Here is a 19,618-nt window from a genome sequence, read left to right as displayed (position 1 = left end):
ACGGTTACGTAAGTCCGCTGTAGTACTGACGTAAAGAGGATGGCCCATGCTTCTGTCCCGCCGTCACCTGCTCCAGGCCGGCAGCGCCTCCGCACTCGGCGCGCTGACCCTGCCCCTGCTCCCGGCCGGCCCGGCGTACGCCGCCGACGAGTTCGACATCCTGCGGCTGCGGTATCGCGACAGCATCACCGGCACGGGGTTCAACCCGGCCGTCGAGCCCTACGCCTCGCGCCTGGCCACGATCGGCGAGGTCGCCGCGCAGCGCCGGGCCGCGATGACCCCGGGCGGCGCGGCACTGTGGCCGGACCTGCCGCTCGACGTCTCGTCGTCGGTCACCAACAGCTACTCGCGCCTGCGTGCCATGGCGCTGGCCTGGGCCCAGCCCGGCACCGGGCTCACCGGCGACGCCGCCCTGCTCGGCGAGATCATCACCGGGCTCGACTACCTGCACACCAAGGTCTACAAGCCCTCGACCAGCTGGTTCGGCAACTGGTGGGACTGGAACATCGGCACCCCGCAGACGCTGCTCGACATCATGGCGCTGGTCTACGACCACCTGACCGCCACCCGGATCGCCGACTGGCTGGCCGCCGTAGACACCTTCACTCCCTCGGTCGCGCCGCTGCTCAACGGCGGGGCGAGCACCGGCGCGAACCGCTCCGACGTGTGCGTCGTGATCGTGCGGCGCGGCATCGTCGGCAAGAACGCCACGAAGATCATCGCCGGCCGGGACGGCCTGTCCCCGATCTTCACGTACGCGCGCACCGGCGACGGCTACTACGAGGACGGCTCCTTCATCCAGCACGGCGTGGTGCCGTACCAGGGCACCTACGGCGCGGCGCTGCTGTCCGGGCTGGCCGGACTGTTCGGGCTGCTGGCCGGCTCGACCTGGGCGGTGAGCGACCCGAACCGGCAGATCGCCTTCGACGCGATGACCCGCTCGTGGGCCCCGTTCATCTACAACGGGCTGGTCATGGACTGCGTCAGCGGGCGAGGTGTCAGCCGCGGCCTGTCCGTGCAGGATCCGCTCGGCATCCAGGGCGACGACCACGTACGCGGCCACGGCCTAGTCGCGAGCTTCGTGCGCATGGCCGACGCCGCGTCCCCGGCCGAGGCCGCGCTGTGGCGGGGCATGGTGAAGGGCTGGATCCAGCGCGAGTACTGGGGCAACCTCGCCGACGACCAGAACCTGGGCGTGCCCACGCTGGCCGCGTGCCTGGCGATCCGCGACAGCGCGTCGGTCACCGCGGTGGCCGAGCCGGTGAACCACCGCCTGCTCGCCGCCCAGGACCAGGCCGTGCACCGCCGCGCGGGCTGGGCCGCGTCCATCGCCATGTGCTCCCAGCGCACCACCTACTACGAGACCGGCAACGGCGAGCACCTCAAGGGCTGGCACACCAACAACGGCATGCTGTCGTACTGGGGCTCGACCTGGGGCAACGGGCAGTACTCGGACGCGTTCTGGCCGACCGTGGACCCGTACCGGATGCCCGGCACGACGGTGTCGAAGAAGGCCCTCGCCGACGGCGCGGGCGGCACGTGGGGTGCGCCCGATCCCGGCACGAGCTGGGTCGGCGGCGCCACCGACGGCACCTTCGCCGCGCTCGGTCAGGACACCCGCGGCCTGGAGTCCACACTGCAGGCCAAGAAGTCCTGGTTCTGCCTCGACGACGGCATCGTCTGCCTCGGCGCGGGCATCGGCAGCACCGACGGCGTCGCGGTCGAGACGATCGTGGACAACCGCAACCTCGGCGGCGGCACCGGCAGCCAGCAGCTGCACATCAACGGGACCGCGCAGCTCGGCTCGCCCGGTTCGGCCACCTTCACCGGCGTGAACTGGGCGCACAACTCCTTCGCCGGGATCGTGTTCCCCGGCGGCGCGACGGTCAAGGCGCTGCGGGAGTCGCGCTCGGGCAGCTGGTCGCAGATCAACACCGGCGGCACCACCGAGGTGCTGACCCGCAAATACCTCACCCTGTACGTCGACCACGGCGTCAACCCCACGGCCGCCTCGTACGCCTACCACCTGCTGCCGGGCGCGGACACCACGACGACCGCGAACCGCGCCGCCGCGCCGACCGTGACCGTGCTCGCCAACACGGCCGCCGTGCAGGCGATCAGCGACACCGCCACCGGCGTGACGGCCGCGAACTTCTTCGCCGCGGGCACGGCCGGGCCGATCACGGTCAGCGCACCCTGCTCGGTGCTGATGCGCGAGTCCGGCGGCCAGCTCAAGGTCAGCGTCGCCGACCCGACCCGGGCCGCCACCACGATCACCGTCACCATCGCCCGCAGCGGCTACAGCACCGCCTCCGGCGACGGGCGCATCACCGTCACCGGCCTCAACCCGATCAAGCTGGTCGTCGAGGTCGGCGGCGCACTCGGCGGCTCCCGGACCATCACCCTCGGCACCGGCAGCGCCGTCACCGGCGGCCAGCACCTGACCCTGTCGCCGACCGCCGACGCGCACACCCGCGACGGGAGCTACGCCACCACCAACTACAACGGCACCACGCTCGAAGTGAAGAACGACGGCACCGGGTATGCCCGCAAGGCCTTCCTCAAGTTCGACCTCACCGCGCTGCCCGCCGCGCCGAAGCGGGCCGTGCTCTGGGTCAGCGGCTACACCGCCGACTCCGTCGGCACGCACACCAGCATCAGCGCGTACGCCGTCGCCGCCGACGGCTGGACGGAGAGCGGCGTCACCTGGAACACCGCCCCCGCGCTGGGCGCACAGCTGTCTACGTCCCCGCTGTGCCAGGTCGCCGACTGGATTCCGCTCGACGTCACCTCGTTCGTGCAGGCCGAGTACGCGGGTGACAGGACCGCGACCATCGGGCTGTGGCAGGCGGCCACCGGTCGGGCGACCGTGCTCAACAGCCGCGGCAACGCCGTCCGGCCCGCCTTCCTGCAGGTGGTCACCGGCTGACGGCCGACGTGGACAGACGGGATGAGGACGCGTAGGGTAAACGCTTTCTAGAATCGTTTCCCCTGCTCGTCCTCATCCTTCTGGGGTTCCCATGAACAAGCGGCCCACCATTCGCGACGTCGCGGCGATGGCCGGGGTGTCGGTGGCGACCGTGTCCCGGGTGCTCTCCGGCGACTACCCCGTCGCCAACGCCACCCGCACCAAGGTCCAGCGCGCCGTACGGGAGCTGGACTACGTCGTCAACGCCCACGCGCGGGCCCTGTCCGGCTCCACCTCCAACGTCGTCGCCCTGGTCATGTACGACGTGGTCACCCCGTTCTTCGCGTTCATCGCCTCGGGCGTGGAATACCAGGCCACCGAGTCCGACCGGCTCTGCCTGGTCTGCACCACGCACGGCGACCCGGACCGCGAGCTGGAGATCGTCAAGCTGATGCGCGAGCAGCACGCCGACGCGGTCATCCTGGTCGGCGGCGTGAACATGACCGACGACTACCGCGAGCGCATGTACCGCTACGCCAAGGGCCTGGAGGACGCGGGCAGCCGCCTGGTGCTCTGCGGCCGTCCCTCGCTCGGCCCGGACTTCCCGGCCATCACCGTCGAGTACGACAACGCCGGCGGGGCCTTCTCGGCCACCAGCCACCTGCTCTCCTCCGGCCACCGCCGGATCGCGATGCTGGGCGGCCCGATCGGCAACACCACCTTCGACGCGCGCCTCGACGGCTACCGCCGCGCCCTGGAGGCGTTCCGGGTCCCCGTCGACCCCGCGCTGATCTCCCACGGCGACATGAGCCAGGAGACCGGCTTCCGCCAGATCCAGCGCCTGCTCGCCGACGGAGTCGAGTTCACCGCGATCTTCGCCGCCAACGACTTCGTCGCCGCGGGGGCGATGCGCGCGCTGCGCGCGGCAGGCAAGCGTGTGCCCGACGACGTCTCCGTCATCGGCTACGACGACACGCCCTTCGCCCCCGAACTCACCCCGGCCCTGACCAGCGTCCACCTCCCACACGAGGAACTCGGCCGCACCGCCGTCAAACTAGCCCTGCAACGCGGCGAAGGCTCCGCCCGCCAGCACGTCATGCTCGGCACCCACATCGCCATGCGCGACTCCGTCCGCCCCCTGATCTGAAAGGAAGGGCACCTTCACAACGCTCCGCGTTGTAGAAGGTGCCCTTCCTAACTCTTCAGGGGCGTGAGCTCCTACTTCACCGCCCCGGCAGTCAGGCCGGCCTTCCAGTAGCGCTGGAGGCTGAAGAACGCCACGATCAGCGGCAGGATCGCCACCAGCGAGCCCGTCATCAGCAGCGGGTAGAACAGGTCCTGGTCGGCGGCAATCTGCTGACGCCACATGAACAGGCCCAGGCCCACCGGGTAGAGGTGATGGTCGGACAACATCAGCAGCGGCATGAAGAACGCGTTCCAGCCGCCGGTGAAGCCGAACAGGAACAGCGTCGCGAACGCCGGGCGCAGCAGCGGGAACGCGATCTGCCAGAAGGTGCGCAGCTCGCCCGCGCCGTCGACCCGGGTGGCCTCCAGCAGCTCGTCCGGCACGTACGCCGAGCTGAACACCCGCCCCAGGTAGACCCCGAACGGGCTGGCCAGGCCGGGCAGGAACACGCCCCAGAAGCTGTTGGTCAGGCCCAGGTCAGAGGCCATCAGGTACAGCGGCACCGTGGTCACCGCCGCGGGCACCAGCACGCCCAGCAGCACCAGCCCGAACCAGCGCTCCTTGCCCGGGAACCGGAACTTGTCGAAGGCGTACCCGGCCAGGATCGAGATCATCGAGCTGGCCAGCGCGCCGACCCCGGCGTACAGGAAGCTGTTGAGCAGCCAGCGCAGGAACAGCCCGTCGCTGAAGGTGAACAGCTCGACCAGGTTCTCCCACAGCCGCATGCGGGCGAACTCGAACCCGCCGGTGGAGTAGAGGTCGGCGTAGCCCTTCGTCGCCGCGATGACCAGCCAGGTCAGCGGGAGCACAGTCCACAGCATGGCGGCGACCAGCACACCGTTGACGACGCCCTTGGACAGCAGCGGCGAGGCGGATCGGGTGCGTCGCGGCGCGGCCGCCGGGGCGGGGGAGAGCGCCGGCTCGGGCCGGGTCAGGGTCTGCGAGGTGCTCACAGCGCCGCCCCCTTCTTGGAGAATCGGGTGACCAGGAACGACGCGACGGCCAGCACCACGGTCAGGATCAGCGAGGCCGCGGCCGCGCCACCCATGTCGTACGCCTTGGTCAGCTGGTAGATGTACAGGCTCGGGGTCCACGCCTGGTCGATCGTGGTGGCCGCGTCGCGCACGATGAACGGCTCGGTGAACAGCTGCATCGCGCCGATGACGGTGAACAGCACGGCCAGCACGACCGCGCCGCGGATCATCGGCGCCTTCACCGACCACGCGATGCGGATCTGCCCGGCCCCGTCGACGGTGGAGGCCTCGATGACCTCCCGCGGCACGGCCTGCAGCGCGGCGAAGAAGATGATGACGTTGTAGCCGGTGTGCATCCAGGTGGTCAGGTTCGCCACCGCGCCGACGGCCCCGGCGTCCGAGCCGAGGTTGAACGGGATACCGGCCTTCTCCAGCGCGTCGATGATCGGGGACAGGCCGGGGGTGTACAGGTACGTCCAGATCATCGCGGCGATCAGGCCGGGCACGATGTTCGGCAGGTACAGCGCGAGCTGGAAGAGGCGCTTCGCGCGGGCGTACGCCGAGTCGAGCAGCAGGGCCAGCAGCAGCGCGATGCCGATCATGACGGGGATGTAGACCAGGCAGTAGACGCCCACGGTCACGAAACTGCCGAGGAACTGGGCGTCGGTCAGCGCCCGGGTGAAGTTGTCCAGGCCGACGAAGACCTGCTCGGGCTCGCCGCCCAGGCCGAGGCCGGAGGTCTGCTCGCGGTGCAGGCTCAGCCAGGCGCCGTATCCGACGGGCGCGAGCGTGAAGGCGAAGAACAGCAGGAAGAACGGGGCGGTGAAGAGGGCGGCGACGCCGTACTGGCGGCGGGCCAGGCCGGAGCGGGTGGGGGGCATGAGCGCACCTCCTTTCAGCAGCGAGAGCGGGGCGGGCGCCGCTGTCGCGAAGAACAGCGTCGCCCGCCCCGTGGGTCGTCAGGACGCGTTGATGCCGCGGCCCTTCAGGTCCTCGATCGTCTTGGTCTGCACCGGCGCGTACACCGCCGGCAGCTGCTGCTTGCCCGTCTGCACCAGCTTGAACTGCTCGCCGATGCCGTCGAACACGCCGCGCATGCCCGGACCCCACACCCAGCCGGTCTTGATGGTCGGCAGGGCCGCCTTGGCCACGGCGTAGATGTCCTGGCCGCCGAAGAACTTGGTGTCGAAGTTCTTCGCCGCCACGTCGGCCAGCTCCGGAATGGCCGGCAGCGTCGAGCTGGCGCCGCTGGCCAGGCGGGCCTGGATACCCTCCGGGGTGGTGGTCATCCAGGTGATGAACTTGAGCGCGGCTTCCTTCTTCTTGCTGGTCTTGCTCACGCCGAACGAGGAGCCGCCGACCATGGCCGAGGCCGGGTTCGCGTCCCACGAGGGCAGCGGGGCCGAGGCCCACTTGCCGGCCTGGTCGGGCAGGCCCGCCTTGAGGCCGCCCGCGGCCCACGCGCCGCCGAGCTGAGTCCAGACCTGGTCGGCGGCCTTGCGCTTCTGCACTTCCTCGGCCGGGACGTTGGTCACCAGGTCCTTGGTGATCAGGTCCTGCCAGTAGCCGGCGACCTTCTGCGACTCGGGGGAGTCCAGCGTGACCTTCCAGGAGTCGCCCTCGATGCCGAACCACTTCGCGCCGGCCTGCCAGTTCAGCGACACGAAGTTGGCCGAGTCGGTCTGGTTCCAGTCGGTGATGCGCGCCTTCGGGTCGGCCTTCTTCACGGCCTCGGCCGCGGCCTTGAACTCGTCCCAGGTCTTCGGCACGGCGATCTTGTGCTGCTCGAACAGGTCCTTGCGGTAGAACATGACCATCGCGCCCGCGTCCAGCGGCACGGTCCAGGTCTTGCCCCCCAGCGTCACCAGCTCCTGGATCGGGGCCGGGTACTTCGACTTCACCAGGTCGGCGACGTCACCCGAGATGTCGGCCAGGTTGCCCTGCGCCAGCATGTCCGGGAGCATCGCGTACTCGACCGTGGCCACGTCCGGCGCGTTGCCCGCCTTGACCGCGTTGGTGAACTTGCCGTAACCCTCGGCACCGCCCGGGATCTGCTCGAACTTGACCTGCACGTCGGTGTGGGCCTTGTTGAACGCGTCCGTGACCTCCTGCGAGGCGCGCAGCCAGGACCAGAAGGTGATCTCCGTGACGGCGGGCTTGTCGGCGGGGGTGTCGGCGCTGCCGCATCCGGTCGTCACCAGAGCCATGGAAACCATGGCGCCGGCGAGCGCCGCGGCTGCCTTCATCGATCGGGTCTTCATGACCGCTCCTTTGCGGGGGGAATCGGATCGTAGCGGAAAGTTTTCGCAGTTCAGAGCCCCGGCCCTGGGGCCCGGACGGGATGCCGGGGGAGTGGCTCAGATCACCGTGCCCGGCGGAGACAGAAACTAAACCGTTTTCTATAACGGCGTCAAGTCACCGATTCCATCTCGTTGCAAACGGCGTTAAATCCCAGTGTTGACCACGCAAACGGATCGGGCTACGGTCCTGATTCCGTACAGCAAACGTTTACTAGAGACCGCCATGGGAGATGCCGTGAGCCAGCCGGACCGCCCTGCCGGGCTCCTCGTGATGTCGCCGTCGGCGGCGGGCGCGGTGTTCCCCGAGGATCTGCTGACCCGGCTCGGCGGATCGTTACGCCTGCTCAGGTCCGGTGCGGTCGATGACTTCGCGGCCGCCGCCGAGGCGCTGTCCGAGGTGGAGGTCCTGCTGACCGGGTGGGGCTGCCCGCCGCTCGACGCGCCAGTGCTCGACGCTATGCCCCGGCTGCGCGCGGTCGTGCACGCCGCGGGTTCGGTGAAGCTGCACGTCGGCCCGGAGGTCTTCGCCCGCGGCATCACGGTGTCCTCGGCCGCCGACGCCAACGCCGAGCCGGTCGTGGACTTCACGCTGGCCGTGCTGCTGCTGGCGGGCAAGCGCGCCTTCGCCTTCGCCCGCCGCTACGCCGAGGGCCGCCAGCCGACGTTCGCCGTCAACGAGCGCGCGGGCAACGACGGCCGGGTCGTCGGAGTCGTCGGCGCGTCGCGCATCGGTCGCCGCGTCATCGTGCGGCTGCGCGCGGCCGGGTTCCGGGTGCTGGTCAGCGATCCGTACCTGGACCCGCTGGACGCCGCCGCGCTGGGCGCCGAGCCGGTCGGGCTCGACGAGTTGTGCCGGCGCAGCGACGTGCTCACCCTGCACGCGCCGGAGCTGCCGGAGACGGTCCACATGATCGACGACCGGCGGCTGGCCATGCTGCCCGACGGAGCCATCGTGATCAACACCGCGCGCGGGGCGCTCATCGACACCGAGGCGCTCACCCGCGCCTGCGCCGAGGGCCGCATCGACGCGCTGCTCGACGTCACCAGCCCCGAGCCGCTGCCCGCCGGGCACCCGCTGTTCGCCATGCCCAACGTCTGGATCACCCCGCACCTCGCGGGCGTCCAGGGCACCGAGGCCCGCCGCCTGGGCGCGTACGCCGTCACCGAAGTCGAGCACCTGGTCGCCGGCCGCCCCATGTCCGGCCAGGTCCGCGCCGACCAGCTCGCCGTCCTGGCCTGACCCCCCGCCCCACCCCACCCCGCCTCGCCCCGCCCGCCCACCTGCCGCAACTCTTAAAGACTTGCGGCCTCAGGGGCGGCGAGAGGCCGCAAGTCCTTAAGAGTTGCGGCAGGTGGGCGGGCGGGCGTGGGCGGGCGGGCCTTCCTTGCTAGAGGTGGGAGAGGAGGAAGGCGGTTATCTCGGCCTCGTAGTGGGCGTGGGCGTAGCGGCCGGCGGGGCCGGTGTGGGCGCCGGAGCCGAGTTCGGTGCGCAGGTAGAGGGGGCCGTCGGCGGGGGTGGCGGTGGCGCGTAGGCGGGCGATCCACTTCGCGGGCTCGTGGACCATGACCCGGGGGTCGTGCAGGGCGCCGGTGGCCAGCAGTGCCGGGCGGGGGCCGGACGGCAGGTGGTTGTACGGGGAGTACGCCCACATCCAGGCGAACTCGTCGGGCTTGCGGGGGTCGCCCCACTCGTCCCACTCGTTGACGGTCAGCGGGATGTCGGGGTCGAGCATGGTCGTGACGACGTCCACGAACGGCACCTCCGCGACGACGGCGGCCCAGCGCCCGGGGCGAGACGTGTAGACCGCGCCCTGGAGCAGGCCGCCTGCCGACAGCCCGCGGGTGGCCAGCCGGGACCCGTCGGCGATGCCGTCGGCCAGCCAGTCGGCCACGGCGAGGTGGTCGGTGAAGGTGTTGGCCTTCGCGGCGAGCCGGCCGTCGTGCCACCAGCCGCGGCCGTTCTCACCGCCGCCGCGCGGGTGGGTCAGCGCGAAGACCACGCCGCGGTCGAGCAGGCTGGGCAGCACCGGATCGAACTCCGGGTCCAGCACGGACTCGTACGCGCCGTACCCGTAGAGCAGGGCGGGGGCGGTGCCGTCGAGCGGGGTGTCCGCGCGCCAGGCCAGCGTCACCGGCACGGCGGTGCCGTCCGGGGCGGTCGCGTGCCGCCGCTCGCTGCGGTACGCCGCCGCGTCGTACCCCGGCACGTCGCGGCGTTTGCGCAGTTCGCGCTCGCCGGTGCGGAGGTCGGCGGTAAACCAGGACGGCGGTTCGATCAGAGATTCGACGACGACCGTGACAGCGGTGTCGCCGTACTCCACCGGGGTCGCCAGGCGGACGTGACCCGCGTCGATGCCCGCGCCGATCTCGATCTCCGCGCCGGTCGCCCGGTCCACGGCACGCAGCAGCGGGAAGCCGTCGCGGCGCAGCTCGACCAGCCAGTGCCCGCGCAGCGCGTGGCAGGCGGTGACGCGCTCGCCCGGCCGTGGCGCGAGCAGCTCGGTCCAGTGCTCCGGGCCGGGGGTCGCCACCGGCGCGGACATCACCCGGAACTCGGGTGCGCCGTCGTCGGTGACGATGACCAGCCGCCCGTCGGCGTGGTCGACGGTGTAGTCGACGCCCTTGCGCCGCGGCGCGACGAGCACGGGTGCCGTGACCGGGGCGTCGGCGGGGATCAGCCGCCACTCGGCGGTGTCCCGGCTGCGCGCCTCGATCATGATCCAGCACAGGTCGCGGGTGGCGTGCACGGTGAGTTCGAAGCGGGCGTCGTCCTCCTGCAGGACCAGCACGTCGTCCTCGGCCGGGGTGCCGATGGCGTGCCGCCAGACCTGGTGGGGGCGGAACAGCTCGTCGTGCACGGTGTAGAAGAACGTGCCCGAGTCGGCGCTCCACGCGCCCGTGTAGTACGTACGCGGGAGCTCCTCCGAAAGGTCAGTCAACGTCGCCGTATGGCGGAACTTCAATCGATAGACCTCGTCGCCGGTGGTATCCACTGAGTACGCCAGGAGCGTGTTGTCGGGGCTCGGCTCCCGCAACCCGATCTCGGCGAACCCGTCGGGACCGGCCAGCCGGGCTCCGTCGAGCAGCACCCGGTCCGGTTCCCCGTCATGTCCGGCTTGTAAGAACTGCTCGTACTCACTTCCCGCGACGGTCCGGGTGTAGTAGAAACGTGAACCACGTCTCCAACTGACTGAGCTATCAGTCGGAAGAAGGCGTCGCTCCACCTCGTGAAAGACCTCGGTCTGGAGGCCCTCCAACCGGCTGGCGGCGGCATCGTAGTACCCGCGCTCGGCGCGCAGGTAGGCGAGAAACCGCGGGTCGGAGTGGTCGCGCATCCACCCGTAATCGTCGGTCCACCGGTGGCCGTGCAGCTCGCGCTCGCACGGCTCGCTCGGGGCGACCGGCGGGACGTCGATGTTGTCGAGATCGTGCGGCATGAACGGGCACCCTACCCGCCACGCCCCCGGGCACCAAGGAGTAAACCGATGAGCAGCACCTCTCCTGCTCCCAGATCCTGGTTGACCAATCAGTCAGCGCGGCGTGCGCGGGCGCGGGTGGCGATGGCGGTGGCCGCCGCCGTGGCCGCGCTCGGCGCGCTCGCCACGCCCGCCGCGGCCGACGGGACGCCGTCGCCCGGGGCCGCCGAACGCAGCAAGACCAGCTTCGTCATCGGCATGAAGCAGGACATCGACTCGCTCAACCCCTACGTGGGCGTCGTGTCGGCGGCGTACGAGTCGTACCGGCTGATGTACGACTACCTGATCGGCAACAGCGCCAAGGACTTCTCCCCGACGCCGGAGCTGGCCGAGCGCTGGGAGACCTCCGCCGACGGCAAGACCTGGACCTACCACCTGCGCAAGGGCGTCACGTTCTCCGACGGCGTCGAGCTGACCTCCAAGGACGTGGCGTACAGCTTCCAGCGGGCCAAGGACGACGAGACCGCCAACAGCCAGTACGGCAGCTACGTCGACAACATCTCGAAGATCACCGCGCCGGACGCGTACACCGTGGTCATGGAGACGGCGCAGCCGTCACCGATCATGCTGAGCCTGGCGGTGCCGATCCTGCCGGAGCACGTCTGGTCGAAGATCGACGCGACCGCGGTGGCCAACTACGCCAACGACAGCAACCCGGTCGGGTCCGGGCCGTTCCGCCTGGTCGAGGCGAAGAAGGGGCAGTTCTACCGGTTCACCGCGAACAAGGACTACTACCTGGGCGCGGCGAAGATCGACGAGCTGGTGCTGCGCATCTTCACCGACGACGAGGCGCTGTCGCAGGCCGTGCAGAACGGTGAGATCGACATGGCGCAGGACCTGCCCGCCGCCGTCTTCGAACCGCTGATCGGCAAGGACGGCATCACCGTCAACGACGCCAAGTACTACGGCTTCAGCGAGCTGGCCTACAACATCGGCGCGGCCACCACCGACGACAAGCCGATCGGCGACGGCCACCCGGCGCTGAAGGACAAGCAGGTCCGGCTCGCCATCGACCACGCCATCGACCGCAAGACGCTGGTCGACAAGGTGATCCGCAACCACGGCACCGCCGCCACCGGCGTCATCCCGCCGATCTACGCCGACCTGCACTGGAACCCCGGCGCCAACGAGCGGGCGTTCGACCTGGCCAAGGCCAACGCGATCCTCGACGCGGCCGGCTACGCCAAGGGCGCCGACGGCATCCGGGCCAAGGACGGCAAGGCGCTGAAGTTCCGGATGTTCGCCCGCAGCGAGTCGGAGTCGTCGCAGAAGGACGCCGAGTACATCCGCGACTGGCTGAAGGAGATCGGCATCGCCGTCACCGTCTCGGTGATGAGCGAGGACAACCTGACCACCGTGCTCGGCAAGGGCGAGTTCGACCTGTTCCACTGGGGCTGGGTCGTCGAGCCGGACCCCGACTTCCAGCTGTCGGTGATGACCTGCGGGCAGCGCTCGACCGAGGAGGACGGCGAGATCTCGGCCGGCTGGTCGGACAGCTACTACTGCGACGCCGACTACGACGCGCTCTACGCCAAGCAGCAGACCATCATCGACCGGGCCGCGCGGGCCGAGGTCGTCAAGCAGGCGCAGGCCAAGCTGTACGACGACGTCGCCTACTCGATGCTCTACTACTACAACCAGGCCGACGTGTACCGCAACGACCGGTTCACCGGGTTCGTCGCCCAGCCCAGCGACGGCGGCATCCTGGCGCTGCAGTACGGCACCTACTCGTACCGCAACATCGAGCCGGTGGCCGAGAAGGCCGCGACCGACGACGGCGGGCTGCCGACCGCCGTGCTCGTGTCGATCGTGGTCGGCGTCGTCGTGCTGATCGCCGTCGCGGTCATCGTGGTCGTGCTGCGCCGCCGGTCGACCGCGGACGACCGGGAGTGAGCCGCTGATGGGCAACGCCAACGGGGGCGGCGCGCCGCGCCGCCCCCGTCCCCTCTCCCTCGCGCTGGTGCTGCGGCGCTGCGCCGCGGCGCTGGCCACGCTCGTCTTCGTGGTGCTGGCCAACTTCTTCCTGTTCCGGATCCTGCCCGGCAACCCCGAGAAGACCTTCGCCCCGCGCGGGCGCAACGCCGACCCCGAGACGCTCCGGCAACTGCGCGAGACGCTGGGTATCAACGATCCGCTGAACGTGCAGTTCGGCAAGTACCTGCAGCAGCTCGCGCACCTCGATCTCGGCTGGTCCTGGAGCAAGAAGGAGCCGGTGCTCGACCTGATCCTCCGCGGGCTGTGGCCGACCGTGCTGCTGTCGGGCACCGCGCTGGTGCTGGCCAGCGGCATCGGCGTCTGGCTGGGTTCCCGGGCGGGCTGGCGCTACGGCAGCCGCTTCGACCGCTGGTCGTCCAACCTCGCGGTCACCTTCTACAGCACCCCGGAGTGGCTGCTCGGCCTGGTCGTGCTGGTGGTGCTCAGCCGCTTCGGGCTCGGCGCGGGCGGCATGACCGATCCGCGCTCCGAGCTGCCGGTATGGCTGGACGTGCTGCGGCACATGGTGGTGCCGGTCCTGGTGCTCGCCGTCGTCTACGTCGCCGAGTACTCGCTGATCATGCGGTCCTCGATCCTGGACGAGCGCCGGGCGGACTACCTGACCACCGCGCGGGCCAAGGGCCTGCGGGACGACCTGGTGCTGCGCCGGCACGCGATGCCCAACGCGCTGCTGCCGACCGTGTCGCTGCTGTTCCTGAGCCTCGGCTTCGTCGTCGCGGGCGCGATCACGGTGGAGATGGTGTTCTCCTGGCCCGGCCTGGGTCGGCTCACCTACGAGGCGACCCGCGGCCCCGACGTCCCGCTGCTGCAGGGGCTGTTCCTGTTCTTCAGTGCTGCGGTGATCTTCATGAACCTGCTGGCCGACCTGCTGATGCCGGTGCTCGACCCGAGAGTGAGGCGGCCGTGAGCGCGGGTTCCGTGCAACGCCGATCCGGCCGGAGCGGGTGGCGCAGGCTGCTGCGCGACGGCGAGTTCCGGTCCGGCGCGATCGTGCTGGTCCTGTTCGGCCTGGTCGCGATCTTCGCGGACCTGCTGGCCGACCCGGACGGGCTCAGCGTGGTCAAGGCGACCGGCGGGGCCCTGGAACCGCCGTCCTGGCAGTACCTGCTGGGCACCGACGCCGACGGGCGCTCCGTGCTCACCCTGGTCGTGCACGGCACCCAGATCACCCTGCTGGTCGGCCTGGCCGCCACGCTGATCTCGATGGTGCTCGGCACCGTCATCGGCGTCATGTCCGGGCACTTCACCGGCGTCGGCGGCGGCCTGCTCAACAGGTTCACCGAGTGGTTCCTGGTGATCCCGTACCTGCCGCTGGCGATCGTGCTGGCCACGGTGTTCCCGCCGCAGGTGCCCAAGCTGCTCGCGGTGATCATCGTGATCGGCGTGACGTCCTGGTCGAGCACCGCCCGGCTGGTGCGGGCGCAGACCATGGCCGTGGCGGCGCGACCCTACCTGGAGCGGGCGCGGGCGCTCGGCGCCGGGCACTGGCACCAGATGACCCGGCACGTGCTGCCCAACGTCATGCCGCTGGTGCTGGCCAACACCACGCTGACCGTGTCGATCGCGATCATCGCGGAGACGTCGCTGTCCTTCCTCGGGCTCGGCGATCCGCTGCGCATCTCCTGGGGCCGCGTCCTCGACATGGCGTACAGCGGCGGTGTGATCAGCCAGGGGGCGTGGTGGTGGGTGCTCGGCCCCGGCGTCGCGGTGGTGCTGGTGGTGCGGGCCTTCAACATGTGCGGACGGGCGCTGGAGCGCATCCTCGACCCGAGGCTGGAGGCACGATGAGCGGCGAGGAGCGAGCCCCGCAGTCGCGGGTGGACGCGGCAGCCCGGATCCCGCAGGCGCGTACGGGCGATGGACCGGCAAGCCTGCTCGAGATCAGGGACCTGCGGGTGTCTTACCGCGACCGGGGCGTGCCGCTGCCCGCGGTGCGGGGCGTGGACCTCACCCTCGGGGCGGGGCAGACGCTGGGGCTGGCGGGGGAGTCGGGCTGCGGCAAGTCGACGCTGGCGAGCGCGCTGCTGCGCCTGCTGCCCGCCAACGCCGAGGTGTCCGGCGAGATCCTGCTCAACGGCAGCGATGTGCTGAAGATGAGCTGGGGGCAGCTGCGCGCGGTGCGCTGGAACGAGGCGTCGATCGTGTTCCAGGGCGCGATGCACGCGCTCAACCCGGTGCGCGCCATCGGCCGGCAGATCGCCGAGGCGATCCTGCTGCACGCCCCGAAGTCGTCGGCGGCCACGGCCCGTAAGCAGGTCGGCGAGCTGCTGGAGCAGGTTGGCGTGCCCGCGTGGCGGGCCGAGTCGTTCCCGCACGAGCTGTCCGGCGGGCAGAAGCAGCGCGTCATGATCGCCATGGCGCTGGCCTGCTCACCCCAGCTCATCATCGCCGACGAGCCGACCACCGCGCTCGACGTGATGGTGCAGGCCCAGGTGCTGACCCTGCTCCGGCAACTGGTCCAGGAGCGGGGCGTCGGCCTGATCCTGATCAGCCACGACCTGTCGGTGCTCGCGTCCACCTGCGACCGCGTCGCCGTGATGTACGCGGGCCGGATCGTCGAGCAGGGGCCGGGGCACCGGTTGTTCGCCGACGCCGCCCACCCGTACGCCCAGGCGCTGGCCGCGGCGTTCCCGGTGATCGGGGACATGGCCTCGCGCCGGGCGCCCCGGGGCCTGCCCGGCGACCCGCCGGACCCGCGCGAGCTGGGCGAGGGCTGCGCCTTCGCGCCCCGCTGCCCGGTCGCGCTGCCCGAATGCGTCCGGCACGACATCGCGCTGCGCACGGTCGACGCCGAGCGCAGCGCCGCCTGTGTACACGTGGGGGCAGCGGCATGATCGAGCGAAGCGGGGAATGGGCATGAGCGGTATCTCGGTGCATCCGGTGCTGGAGGCGCGGAACCTGCATGTCGGGTTCGGGGGGCGGGGCAAGGGGATCCCGCCGGTGCGGGCCGTGGACGGGGTCGAGCTGTCCGTCGACAAGGGACAGATCGTCGCGCTGGCCGGGGAGTCGGGCAGCGGCAAGACGACGCTGGCCCGGACCCTGCTGGGCCTGCAGCGGCCGTACCTGGGTGAGGTGCTGCACCACGGCAGGCCGCTGGACTACAGCGGCAAGGGGCTCAAGGCGCTGCGGCGCAGGGTGCAGCTGGTGCTGCAGGATCCGACGGGCGCGCTCAACCCGCGCCGCACCGTGTACGAGGCCGTCGCCGAGGGTCTGCGCATCCACAAGGTGCCCGGCGACGAGCGCGCGCTGGTCGCCAAGGCGCTGGCGCAGGCCGGGCTGCGGCCCGCGGAGCGCTTCTTCGGGCGGTATCCGCACGAGCTGTCCGGCGGGCAGCGCCAGCGCGTCGTCATCGCGGGTGCGCTGGTGCTGGAACCCGAGCTGATCATCGCCGACGAGCCGGTGGCGTCCCTGGACGCGTCGGTGCGCGGCGAGATCCTCGCGCTGCTGCTGTCGCTGCGTGCCGAGCTCGGCCTGTCGGTGCTGGTCGTCACGCACGACCTCGGCCTGGCCTGGAACATCGCCGACCGGCTCGCGGTGATGTACCTCGGGCGCATCGTCGAGGTGGGGCGGACCGAGCAGGTGCTGGCCGCGCCGAAGCACCCGTACACGGCGGCGCTGCTGTCGGTGCTGCCGGAGGCTTCGGGGCGTACCCCCGTGATCCTGTCCGGCGAGTCGCCGGACCCGTCGCGGATCCCGGACGGTTGCCGCTTCCACCCACGCTGCCCGGCGCTGGCGAGCGGCCTCGCGCAGCGGGCGGGCATCGCCGACCGCTGCGTCGGCGACGCGCTGCCGGTGCTGCCGCTGCACGGCCCGCACGCCGCCGCCTGCCTGCTGTCCGGCCACATCGGCGACGGCATCGCCGGCGCCGCCGGCGGCTCCCCGACCGGCCTCCACTCCGCCTGACGCGGTGATCGAGCAGACCCGGATCTAGATGATTTGTTGCTGCTGGGGCAGCAACAAATCATCTAGATCCGGCAGCGCTCGGTCCCTCGTGGTCGGAAATCGCGGGACGTGGCCGCTGCCGGCGGCTTATCGTCGGCCTTTCGGTGACGTCGGAGGGGCCAGTGGGCGGGTATCGGGTGCGGGTCGCGACCGAGGGTGACTGGCCGCTGCTGGAGGCGCTGGAGTCGGCGGCCGACCGCGTGTTCGAGCCGATCGGGTTCGGCCCGCTGCCGCCGGCCGCGCCCGCCGCGTCCTACGCCGACGCGGACCGCGTGCTGGTAGTGGGCGATCCGCCGGTGGGCTTCGCCCGGCTCGGGCTGGTCGACGGGACGGCATACCTGGAGCAGTTGTCCGTGCATCCGGACCACAGCGGGCAGGGTGTCGGCACCGCGCTGCTGGCGGCGGCGTGCGCGTGGGCGGTGGCCGGGGGCCATCGCGAGCTGACCCTGACCACGTACGCGGAGATCCCCTGGAACGGCCCGTTCTACGCCGGTCGCGGCTTCCGCCCGGTCGCCGAGCCCGGCCCGCAGATGCGTGAGCTGCGCCTGCACGAGGCCGAGCTGGGCCTGGACGCGCTGGGGCCGCGGCTGGTGATGAGCAGGGCGCTGTGAGCCGGGAGGCGCTGGCGCTGATCGACGTCGACGGGGTGCTCAACCCGCACGGTTCGGCCGCCTGCCCGGCCGGGTACACCGAGCACGAGCTGTTTCCCGGGGAGCTGGTCCGGGTCCGGGCCGAGCACGGGGCGATGCTGCTGCGGCTGGCGGGGCGGTACACCCTGGTCTGGGCCACGTACTGGGAGGACGAGGCGAACCGGCTGCTCGCGCCGCTGCTGGGGCTGCCGCGGCTGCCGGTGATCCCGTGCGCGGGTCCGCCCGGCAGCGGGCAGGACAAGCTGCTCGGGATAGCGCCCTGGGTCGCCGACCGGCCCGTGGTGTGGTTCGACGACCTGCACAGCGCGGCCGCCCACGAGTGGGCCGAGCGCAGGGACGCGCCGACCCGCCTGATCCACGTCGATCCCGTCGCGGGTCTGACCGACGAGCACATCGACCAGGCGCTGCGGCCGTGACGCGCCGACGTCGCCAGTGGCTCATGGCCAGGCAGGCCGCGACAGGCCTGAGCCGGGCCGCGGGCTGAGCCGCCGGCCCGGTCAGGTGGCGAGTTCGGCGAGGATGAAGAGCCCGGCGAGCGCGGCGAACGGGACTCCGGCCATCCAGCCGATGACGAGTCCGACGGCGCCTGCCCCGTCGCGGCGTACGGTCCGGGCGATGCCAAGAACGACGACGAAGGCGGCGAGCAGCAGCTGGGCGACTACGCCGCAGACGGCGAAGACCGGGCCCGGGTCGTCGGTCAGCATCGCCGGGAGCATCGGCAGGATCACGGCCAGGCCGTGACCGGCCAGCGCGGTCCCTATACCGGAGCGCACCCGCCGTACGCGGTGCGGGCCGCGCTCGGCGGTGGGCGGCTCGAAGGCGTCGGCGCGGTTCTCGACGGCCGGGGCGGCGGGCGGCCGGGCGGCGAGCAGCGGAGCCCGGTAGGGGTTGGGGGTCACCTCTTCATTGCACCAACCCGACGGCCGTGCGGCCCTTTCTCACACGACGTCTTCACAGCATCCACACGACCTGCCCGATCGCGCGGCGCGCGTTAAGAAGGGCACCTTCTGCAACGCGGAGCGTTAAGAAGGTGCCCTTCCTTAATTCTGGGCGGTGGCGGTCAGGCGAGTTCGGCGAGTACCAGTTCGGCGATCTGGACGGCGTTGAGGGCGGCGCCCTTGCGCAGGTTGTCGCTGGAGCAGAACAGGGCCAGGCCGTTCGGGGCCGTCTCGTCACGGCGGATGCGCCCGACGTACGTCGGGTCCTGGCCGGCGGCCTGCAGCGGGGTGGGCACCTCGGCCAGGATCACGCCGGGGGCGTGCGCGAGCAGCTCGCGGGCGCGCTCGGGGCTGATCGGGTTGGCGAAGCGCGCGTTGAGCTGCAGCGAGTGCCCGGTGAAGACCGGCACCCGGACGCAGGTGCCGGAGACCGGCAGGCCCGGGATGTCGAGGATCTTGCGGGTCTCGTTGCGGAGCTTCTGCTCCTCGTCGGTCTCGTTCGAGCCGTCGGCGACGACCGAGCCGGCGAGCGGGAGCACGTTGAACGCGATCGGGTGCGCGTACACCTTCGGCTCCGGGTAGTCGACGCCGCGGCCGTCGTGGGCGAGCGCGCGGGCGTCGGCGACCACGGCAGTGGCCTGCTCGTGCAGCTCGTCGACGCCGGTCAGGCCGGTGCCGGAGACGGCCTGGTAGGTGCTGGCGATCAGCCCGGTCAGCGTCGCCTCGTCGTGCAGCGGGCGCAGCACGGGCATCGCGGCCATGGTGGTGCAGTTCGGGTTGGCGATGATGCCCTTGGGGCGCAGCTTCGCCGCCTGCGGGTTGACCTCGGCGACGACCAGCGGCACGTCCGGGTCCAGCCGCCAGCCGGACGAGTTGTCGATGACGACGGCGCCGGCCGCGGCGACCTTCGGCGCGAGCGCCAGCGAGGTCGTCTTGCCGGCGGAGAACAGCACGATGTCGAGCCCCGTGTAGTCGGCCGTGGCCGCGTCCTCGACGGTGACCTCCCCGTCACCCCAGGGCAGGGTGCGCCCGGCGGACCGGGACGAGGCGAACAGCCGCAGCTCGTCGACGGGGAACTTGCGCTCCGCGAGCACCCGGCGCATGACGCCGCCGACCTGGCCCGTGGCTCCGACAATGCCGATTCTCATACGCACAGGTTACTCAAAGCGTTGATCTACCAGGGCCGCCGTCCCGTCATCCGGGCTGTGTCGGTCCGTGACGAGCGGCACGTCAGGCCCTGATTCGCGCC

Annotated in this window: 16 protein-coding genes; 10 read left to right on the top strand and 6 right to left on the bottom strand. The window is 71.2% G+C overall.

Features of this window, described 5'->3' with window-relative positions:
- Window positions 1-46: 46 nt before the first annotated feature.
- Together ACFQO7_RS36415 and ACFQO7_RS36410 are read left to right on the top strand one after the other, a co-directional pair.
- Window positions 47-2,929: a polysaccharide lyase family 8 super-sandwich domain-containing protein gene (locus tag ACFQO7_RS36415; RefSeq protein WP_376810665.1), complete on the top strand. Its 2,883-nt coding sequence runs from the start codon at window positions 47-49 to the stop codon at window positions 2,927-2,929.
- A gap of 91 nt (window positions 2,930-3,020) precedes the next feature.
- On the top strand, window positions 3,021-4,055 hold the full coding sequence (locus ACFQO7_RS36410; RefSeq protein WP_376810664.1) for a LacI family DNA-binding transcriptional regulator: 1,035 nt from the start codon (window positions 3,021-3,023) through the stop codon (window positions 4,053-4,055).
- A gap of 71 nt (window positions 4,056-4,126) precedes the next feature.
- On the opposite strand, the gene ACFQO7_RS36405 is transcribed toward ACFQO7_RS36410, so the two are convergent.
- The 3 genes from ACFQO7_RS36405 to ACFQO7_RS36395 all read right to left on the bottom strand — a co-directional run bounded on the left by ACFQO7_RS36405 (window position 4,127) and on the right by ACFQO7_RS36395 (window position 7,329).
- Window positions 4,127-5,047 carry a carbohydrate ABC transporter permease gene (locus tag ACFQO7_RS36405; RefSeq protein ID WP_376810663.1) on the bottom strand — a complete coding sequence of 307 codons (921 nt, stop codon included), beginning with the start codon at window positions 5,045-5,047 and terminating at the stop codon, window positions 4,127-4,129.
- A complete protein-coding gene (locus ACFQO7_RS36400) occupies window positions 5,044-5,949 on the bottom strand; it encodes a carbohydrate ABC transporter permease (RefSeq protein WP_376810662.1) in 906 nt (301 codons plus the stop codon). The genes ACFQO7_RS36405 and ACFQO7_RS36400 overlap by 4 nt, the downstream gene beginning before the upstream one ends.
- Window positions 5,950-6,027: 78 nt before the next feature.
- Window positions 6,028-7,329, bottom strand: a complete 1,302-nt coding sequence (locus ACFQO7_RS36395) for an ABC transporter substrate-binding protein (RefSeq protein ID WP_376810661.1) — start codon at window positions 7,327-7,329, stop codon at window positions 6,028-6,030.
- 274 nt (window positions 7,330-7,603) lie between these two features.
- Here ACFQO7_RS36395 and ACFQO7_RS36390 point away from each other — a divergent pair, with 274 nt between their 5' ends.
- Window positions 7,604-8,608 carry a hydroxyacid dehydrogenase gene (locus tag ACFQO7_RS36390; RefSeq protein ID WP_376810660.1) on the top strand — a complete coding sequence of 335 codons (1,005 nt, stop codon included), beginning with the start codon at window positions 7,604-7,606 and terminating at the stop codon, window positions 8,606-8,608.
- 148 nt (window positions 8,609-8,756) lie between these two features.
- Here the strand turns inward: ACFQO7_RS36390 and ACFQO7_RS36385 are convergent, their stop codons facing one another.
- On the bottom strand, window positions 8,757-10,805 hold the full coding sequence (locus tag ACFQO7_RS36385) for a S9 family peptidase (protein ID WP_376810659.1): 2,049 nt from the start codon (window positions 10,803-10,805) through the stop codon (window positions 8,757-8,759).
- 48 nt (window positions 10,806-10,853) lie between these two features.
- On the opposite strand from ACFQO7_RS36385, the gene ACFQO7_RS36380 reads away from it, so the two are divergent.
- The 7 genes from ACFQO7_RS36380 to ACFQO7_RS36350 all read left to right on the top strand — a co-directional run bounded on the left by ACFQO7_RS36380 (window position 10,854) and on the right by ACFQO7_RS36350 (window position 17,847).
- Window positions 10,854-12,737 carry an ABC transporter substrate-binding protein gene (locus ACFQO7_RS36380; protein ID WP_376810658.1) on the top strand — a complete coding sequence of 628 codons (1,884 nt, stop codon included), beginning with the start codon at window positions 10,854-10,856 and terminating at the stop codon, window positions 12,735-12,737.
- 7 nt (window positions 12,738-12,744) lie between these two features.
- A complete protein-coding gene (locus ACFQO7_RS36375) occupies window positions 12,745-13,746 on the top strand; it encodes an ABC transporter permease (RefSeq protein ID WP_376810657.1) in 1,002 nt (333 codons plus the stop codon).
- On the top strand, window positions 13,743-14,627 hold the full coding sequence (locus tag ACFQO7_RS36370; protein ID WP_376810656.1) for an ABC transporter permease: 885 nt from the start codon (window positions 13,743-13,745) through the stop codon (window positions 14,625-14,627). Before ACFQO7_RS36375 ends, ACFQO7_RS36370 begins: the two co-directional genes overlap by 4 nt.
- Entirely contained in the window at window positions 14,624-15,673 is a 1,050-nt protein-coding gene (locus ACFQO7_RS36365) for an ABC transporter ATP-binding protein (RefSeq protein ID WP_376810655.1), read from the top strand. Before ACFQO7_RS36370 ends, ACFQO7_RS36365 begins: the two co-directional genes overlap by 4 nt.
- Window positions 15,674-15,695: 22 nt before the next feature.
- Window positions 15,696-16,742: an ABC transporter ATP-binding protein gene (locus ACFQO7_RS36360; RefSeq protein WP_376810654.1), complete on the top strand. Its 1,047-nt coding sequence runs from the start codon at window positions 15,696-15,698 to the stop codon at window positions 16,740-16,742.
- Between the two features lie 161 nt (window positions 16,743-16,903).
- Window positions 16,904-17,392 carry a GNAT family N-acetyltransferase gene (locus tag ACFQO7_RS36355; RefSeq protein WP_376810653.1) on the top strand — a complete coding sequence of 163 codons (489 nt, stop codon included), beginning with the start codon at window positions 16,904-16,906 and terminating at the stop codon, window positions 17,390-17,392.
- Window positions 17,389-17,847 (top strand): HAD domain-containing protein, encoded by a 459-nt coding sequence (locus ACFQO7_RS36350; protein WP_376810652.1) that lies wholly within the window; start codon window positions 17,389-17,391, stop codon window positions 17,845-17,847. The genes ACFQO7_RS36355 and ACFQO7_RS36350 overlap by 4 nt, the downstream gene beginning before the upstream one ends.
- A gap of 81 nt (window positions 17,848-17,928) precedes the next feature.
- Here the strand turns inward: ACFQO7_RS36350 and ACFQO7_RS36345 are convergent, their stop codons facing one another.
- Both ACFQO7_RS36345 and ACFQO7_RS36340 read right to left on the bottom strand, forming a co-directional pair.
- Complete coding sequence (locus ACFQO7_RS36345; RefSeq protein WP_376810651.1) at window positions 17,929-18,330, bottom strand: hypothetical protein; 402 nt, start codon at window positions 18,328-18,330, stop codon at window positions 17,929-17,931.
- Between the two features lie 161 nt (window positions 18,331-18,491).
- Entirely contained in the window at window positions 18,492-19,517 is a 1,026-nt protein-coding gene (locus tag ACFQO7_RS36340) for an aspartate-semialdehyde dehydrogenase (protein ID WP_376810650.1), read from the bottom strand.
- Between the last annotated feature and the right edge of the window lie 101 nt (window positions 19,518-19,618).

The organism is Catellatospora aurea, from assembly GCF_042663325.1.
Lineage (GTDB): Bacteria > Actinomycetota > Actinomycetes > Mycobacteriales > Micromonosporaceae > Catellatospora > Catellatospora aurea.
This window is presented reverse-complemented; position numbering and strand designations above follow the sequence as displayed.

Excerpts from the sequence above, each read along its gene's own strand:
- ACFQO7_RS36375 (WP_376810657.1), top strand. The coding sequence starts at position 12,745 with ATGGGCAACGCCAACGGGGGCGGCGCGCCGCGCCGCCCCCGTCCCCTC.
- ACFQO7_RS36410 (WP_376810664.1), top strand. The coding sequence starts at position 3,021 with ATGAACAAGCGGCCCACCATTCGCGACGTCGCGGCGATGGCCGGGGTG.
- ACFQO7_RS36415 (WP_376810665.1), top strand. The coding sequence starts at position 47 with ATGCTTCTGTCCCGCCGTCACCTGCTCCAGGCCGGCAGCGCCTCCGCA.
- ACFQO7_RS36380 (WP_376810658.1), top strand. The coding sequence starts at position 10,854 with ATGAGCAGCACCTCTCCTGCTCCCAGATCCTGGTTGACCAATCAGTCA.
- ACFQO7_RS36340 (WP_376810650.1), bottom strand. The coding sequence starts at position 19,517 with ATGAGAATCGGCATTGTCGGAGCCACGGGCCAGGTCGGCGGCGTCATG.
- ACFQO7_RS36365 (WP_376810655.1), top strand. The coding sequence starts at position 14,624 with ATGAGCGGCGAGGAGCGAGCCCCGCAGTCGCGGGTGGACGCGGCAGCC.
- ACFQO7_RS36395 (WP_376810661.1), bottom strand. The coding sequence starts at position 7,329 with ATGAAGACCCGATCGATGAAGGCAGCCGCGGCGCTCGCCGGCGCCATG.
- ACFQO7_RS36385 (WP_376810659.1), bottom strand. The coding sequence starts at position 10,805 with ATGCCGCACGATCTCGACAACATCGACGTCCCGCCGGTCGCCCCGAGC.
- ACFQO7_RS36400 (WP_376810662.1), bottom strand. The coding sequence starts at position 5,949 with ATGCCCCCCACCCGCTCCGGCCTGGCCCGCCGCCAGTACGGCGTCGCC.
- ACFQO7_RS36360 (WP_376810654.1), top strand. The coding sequence starts at position 15,696 with ATGAGCGGTATCTCGGTGCATCCGGTGCTGGAGGCGCGGAACCTGCAT.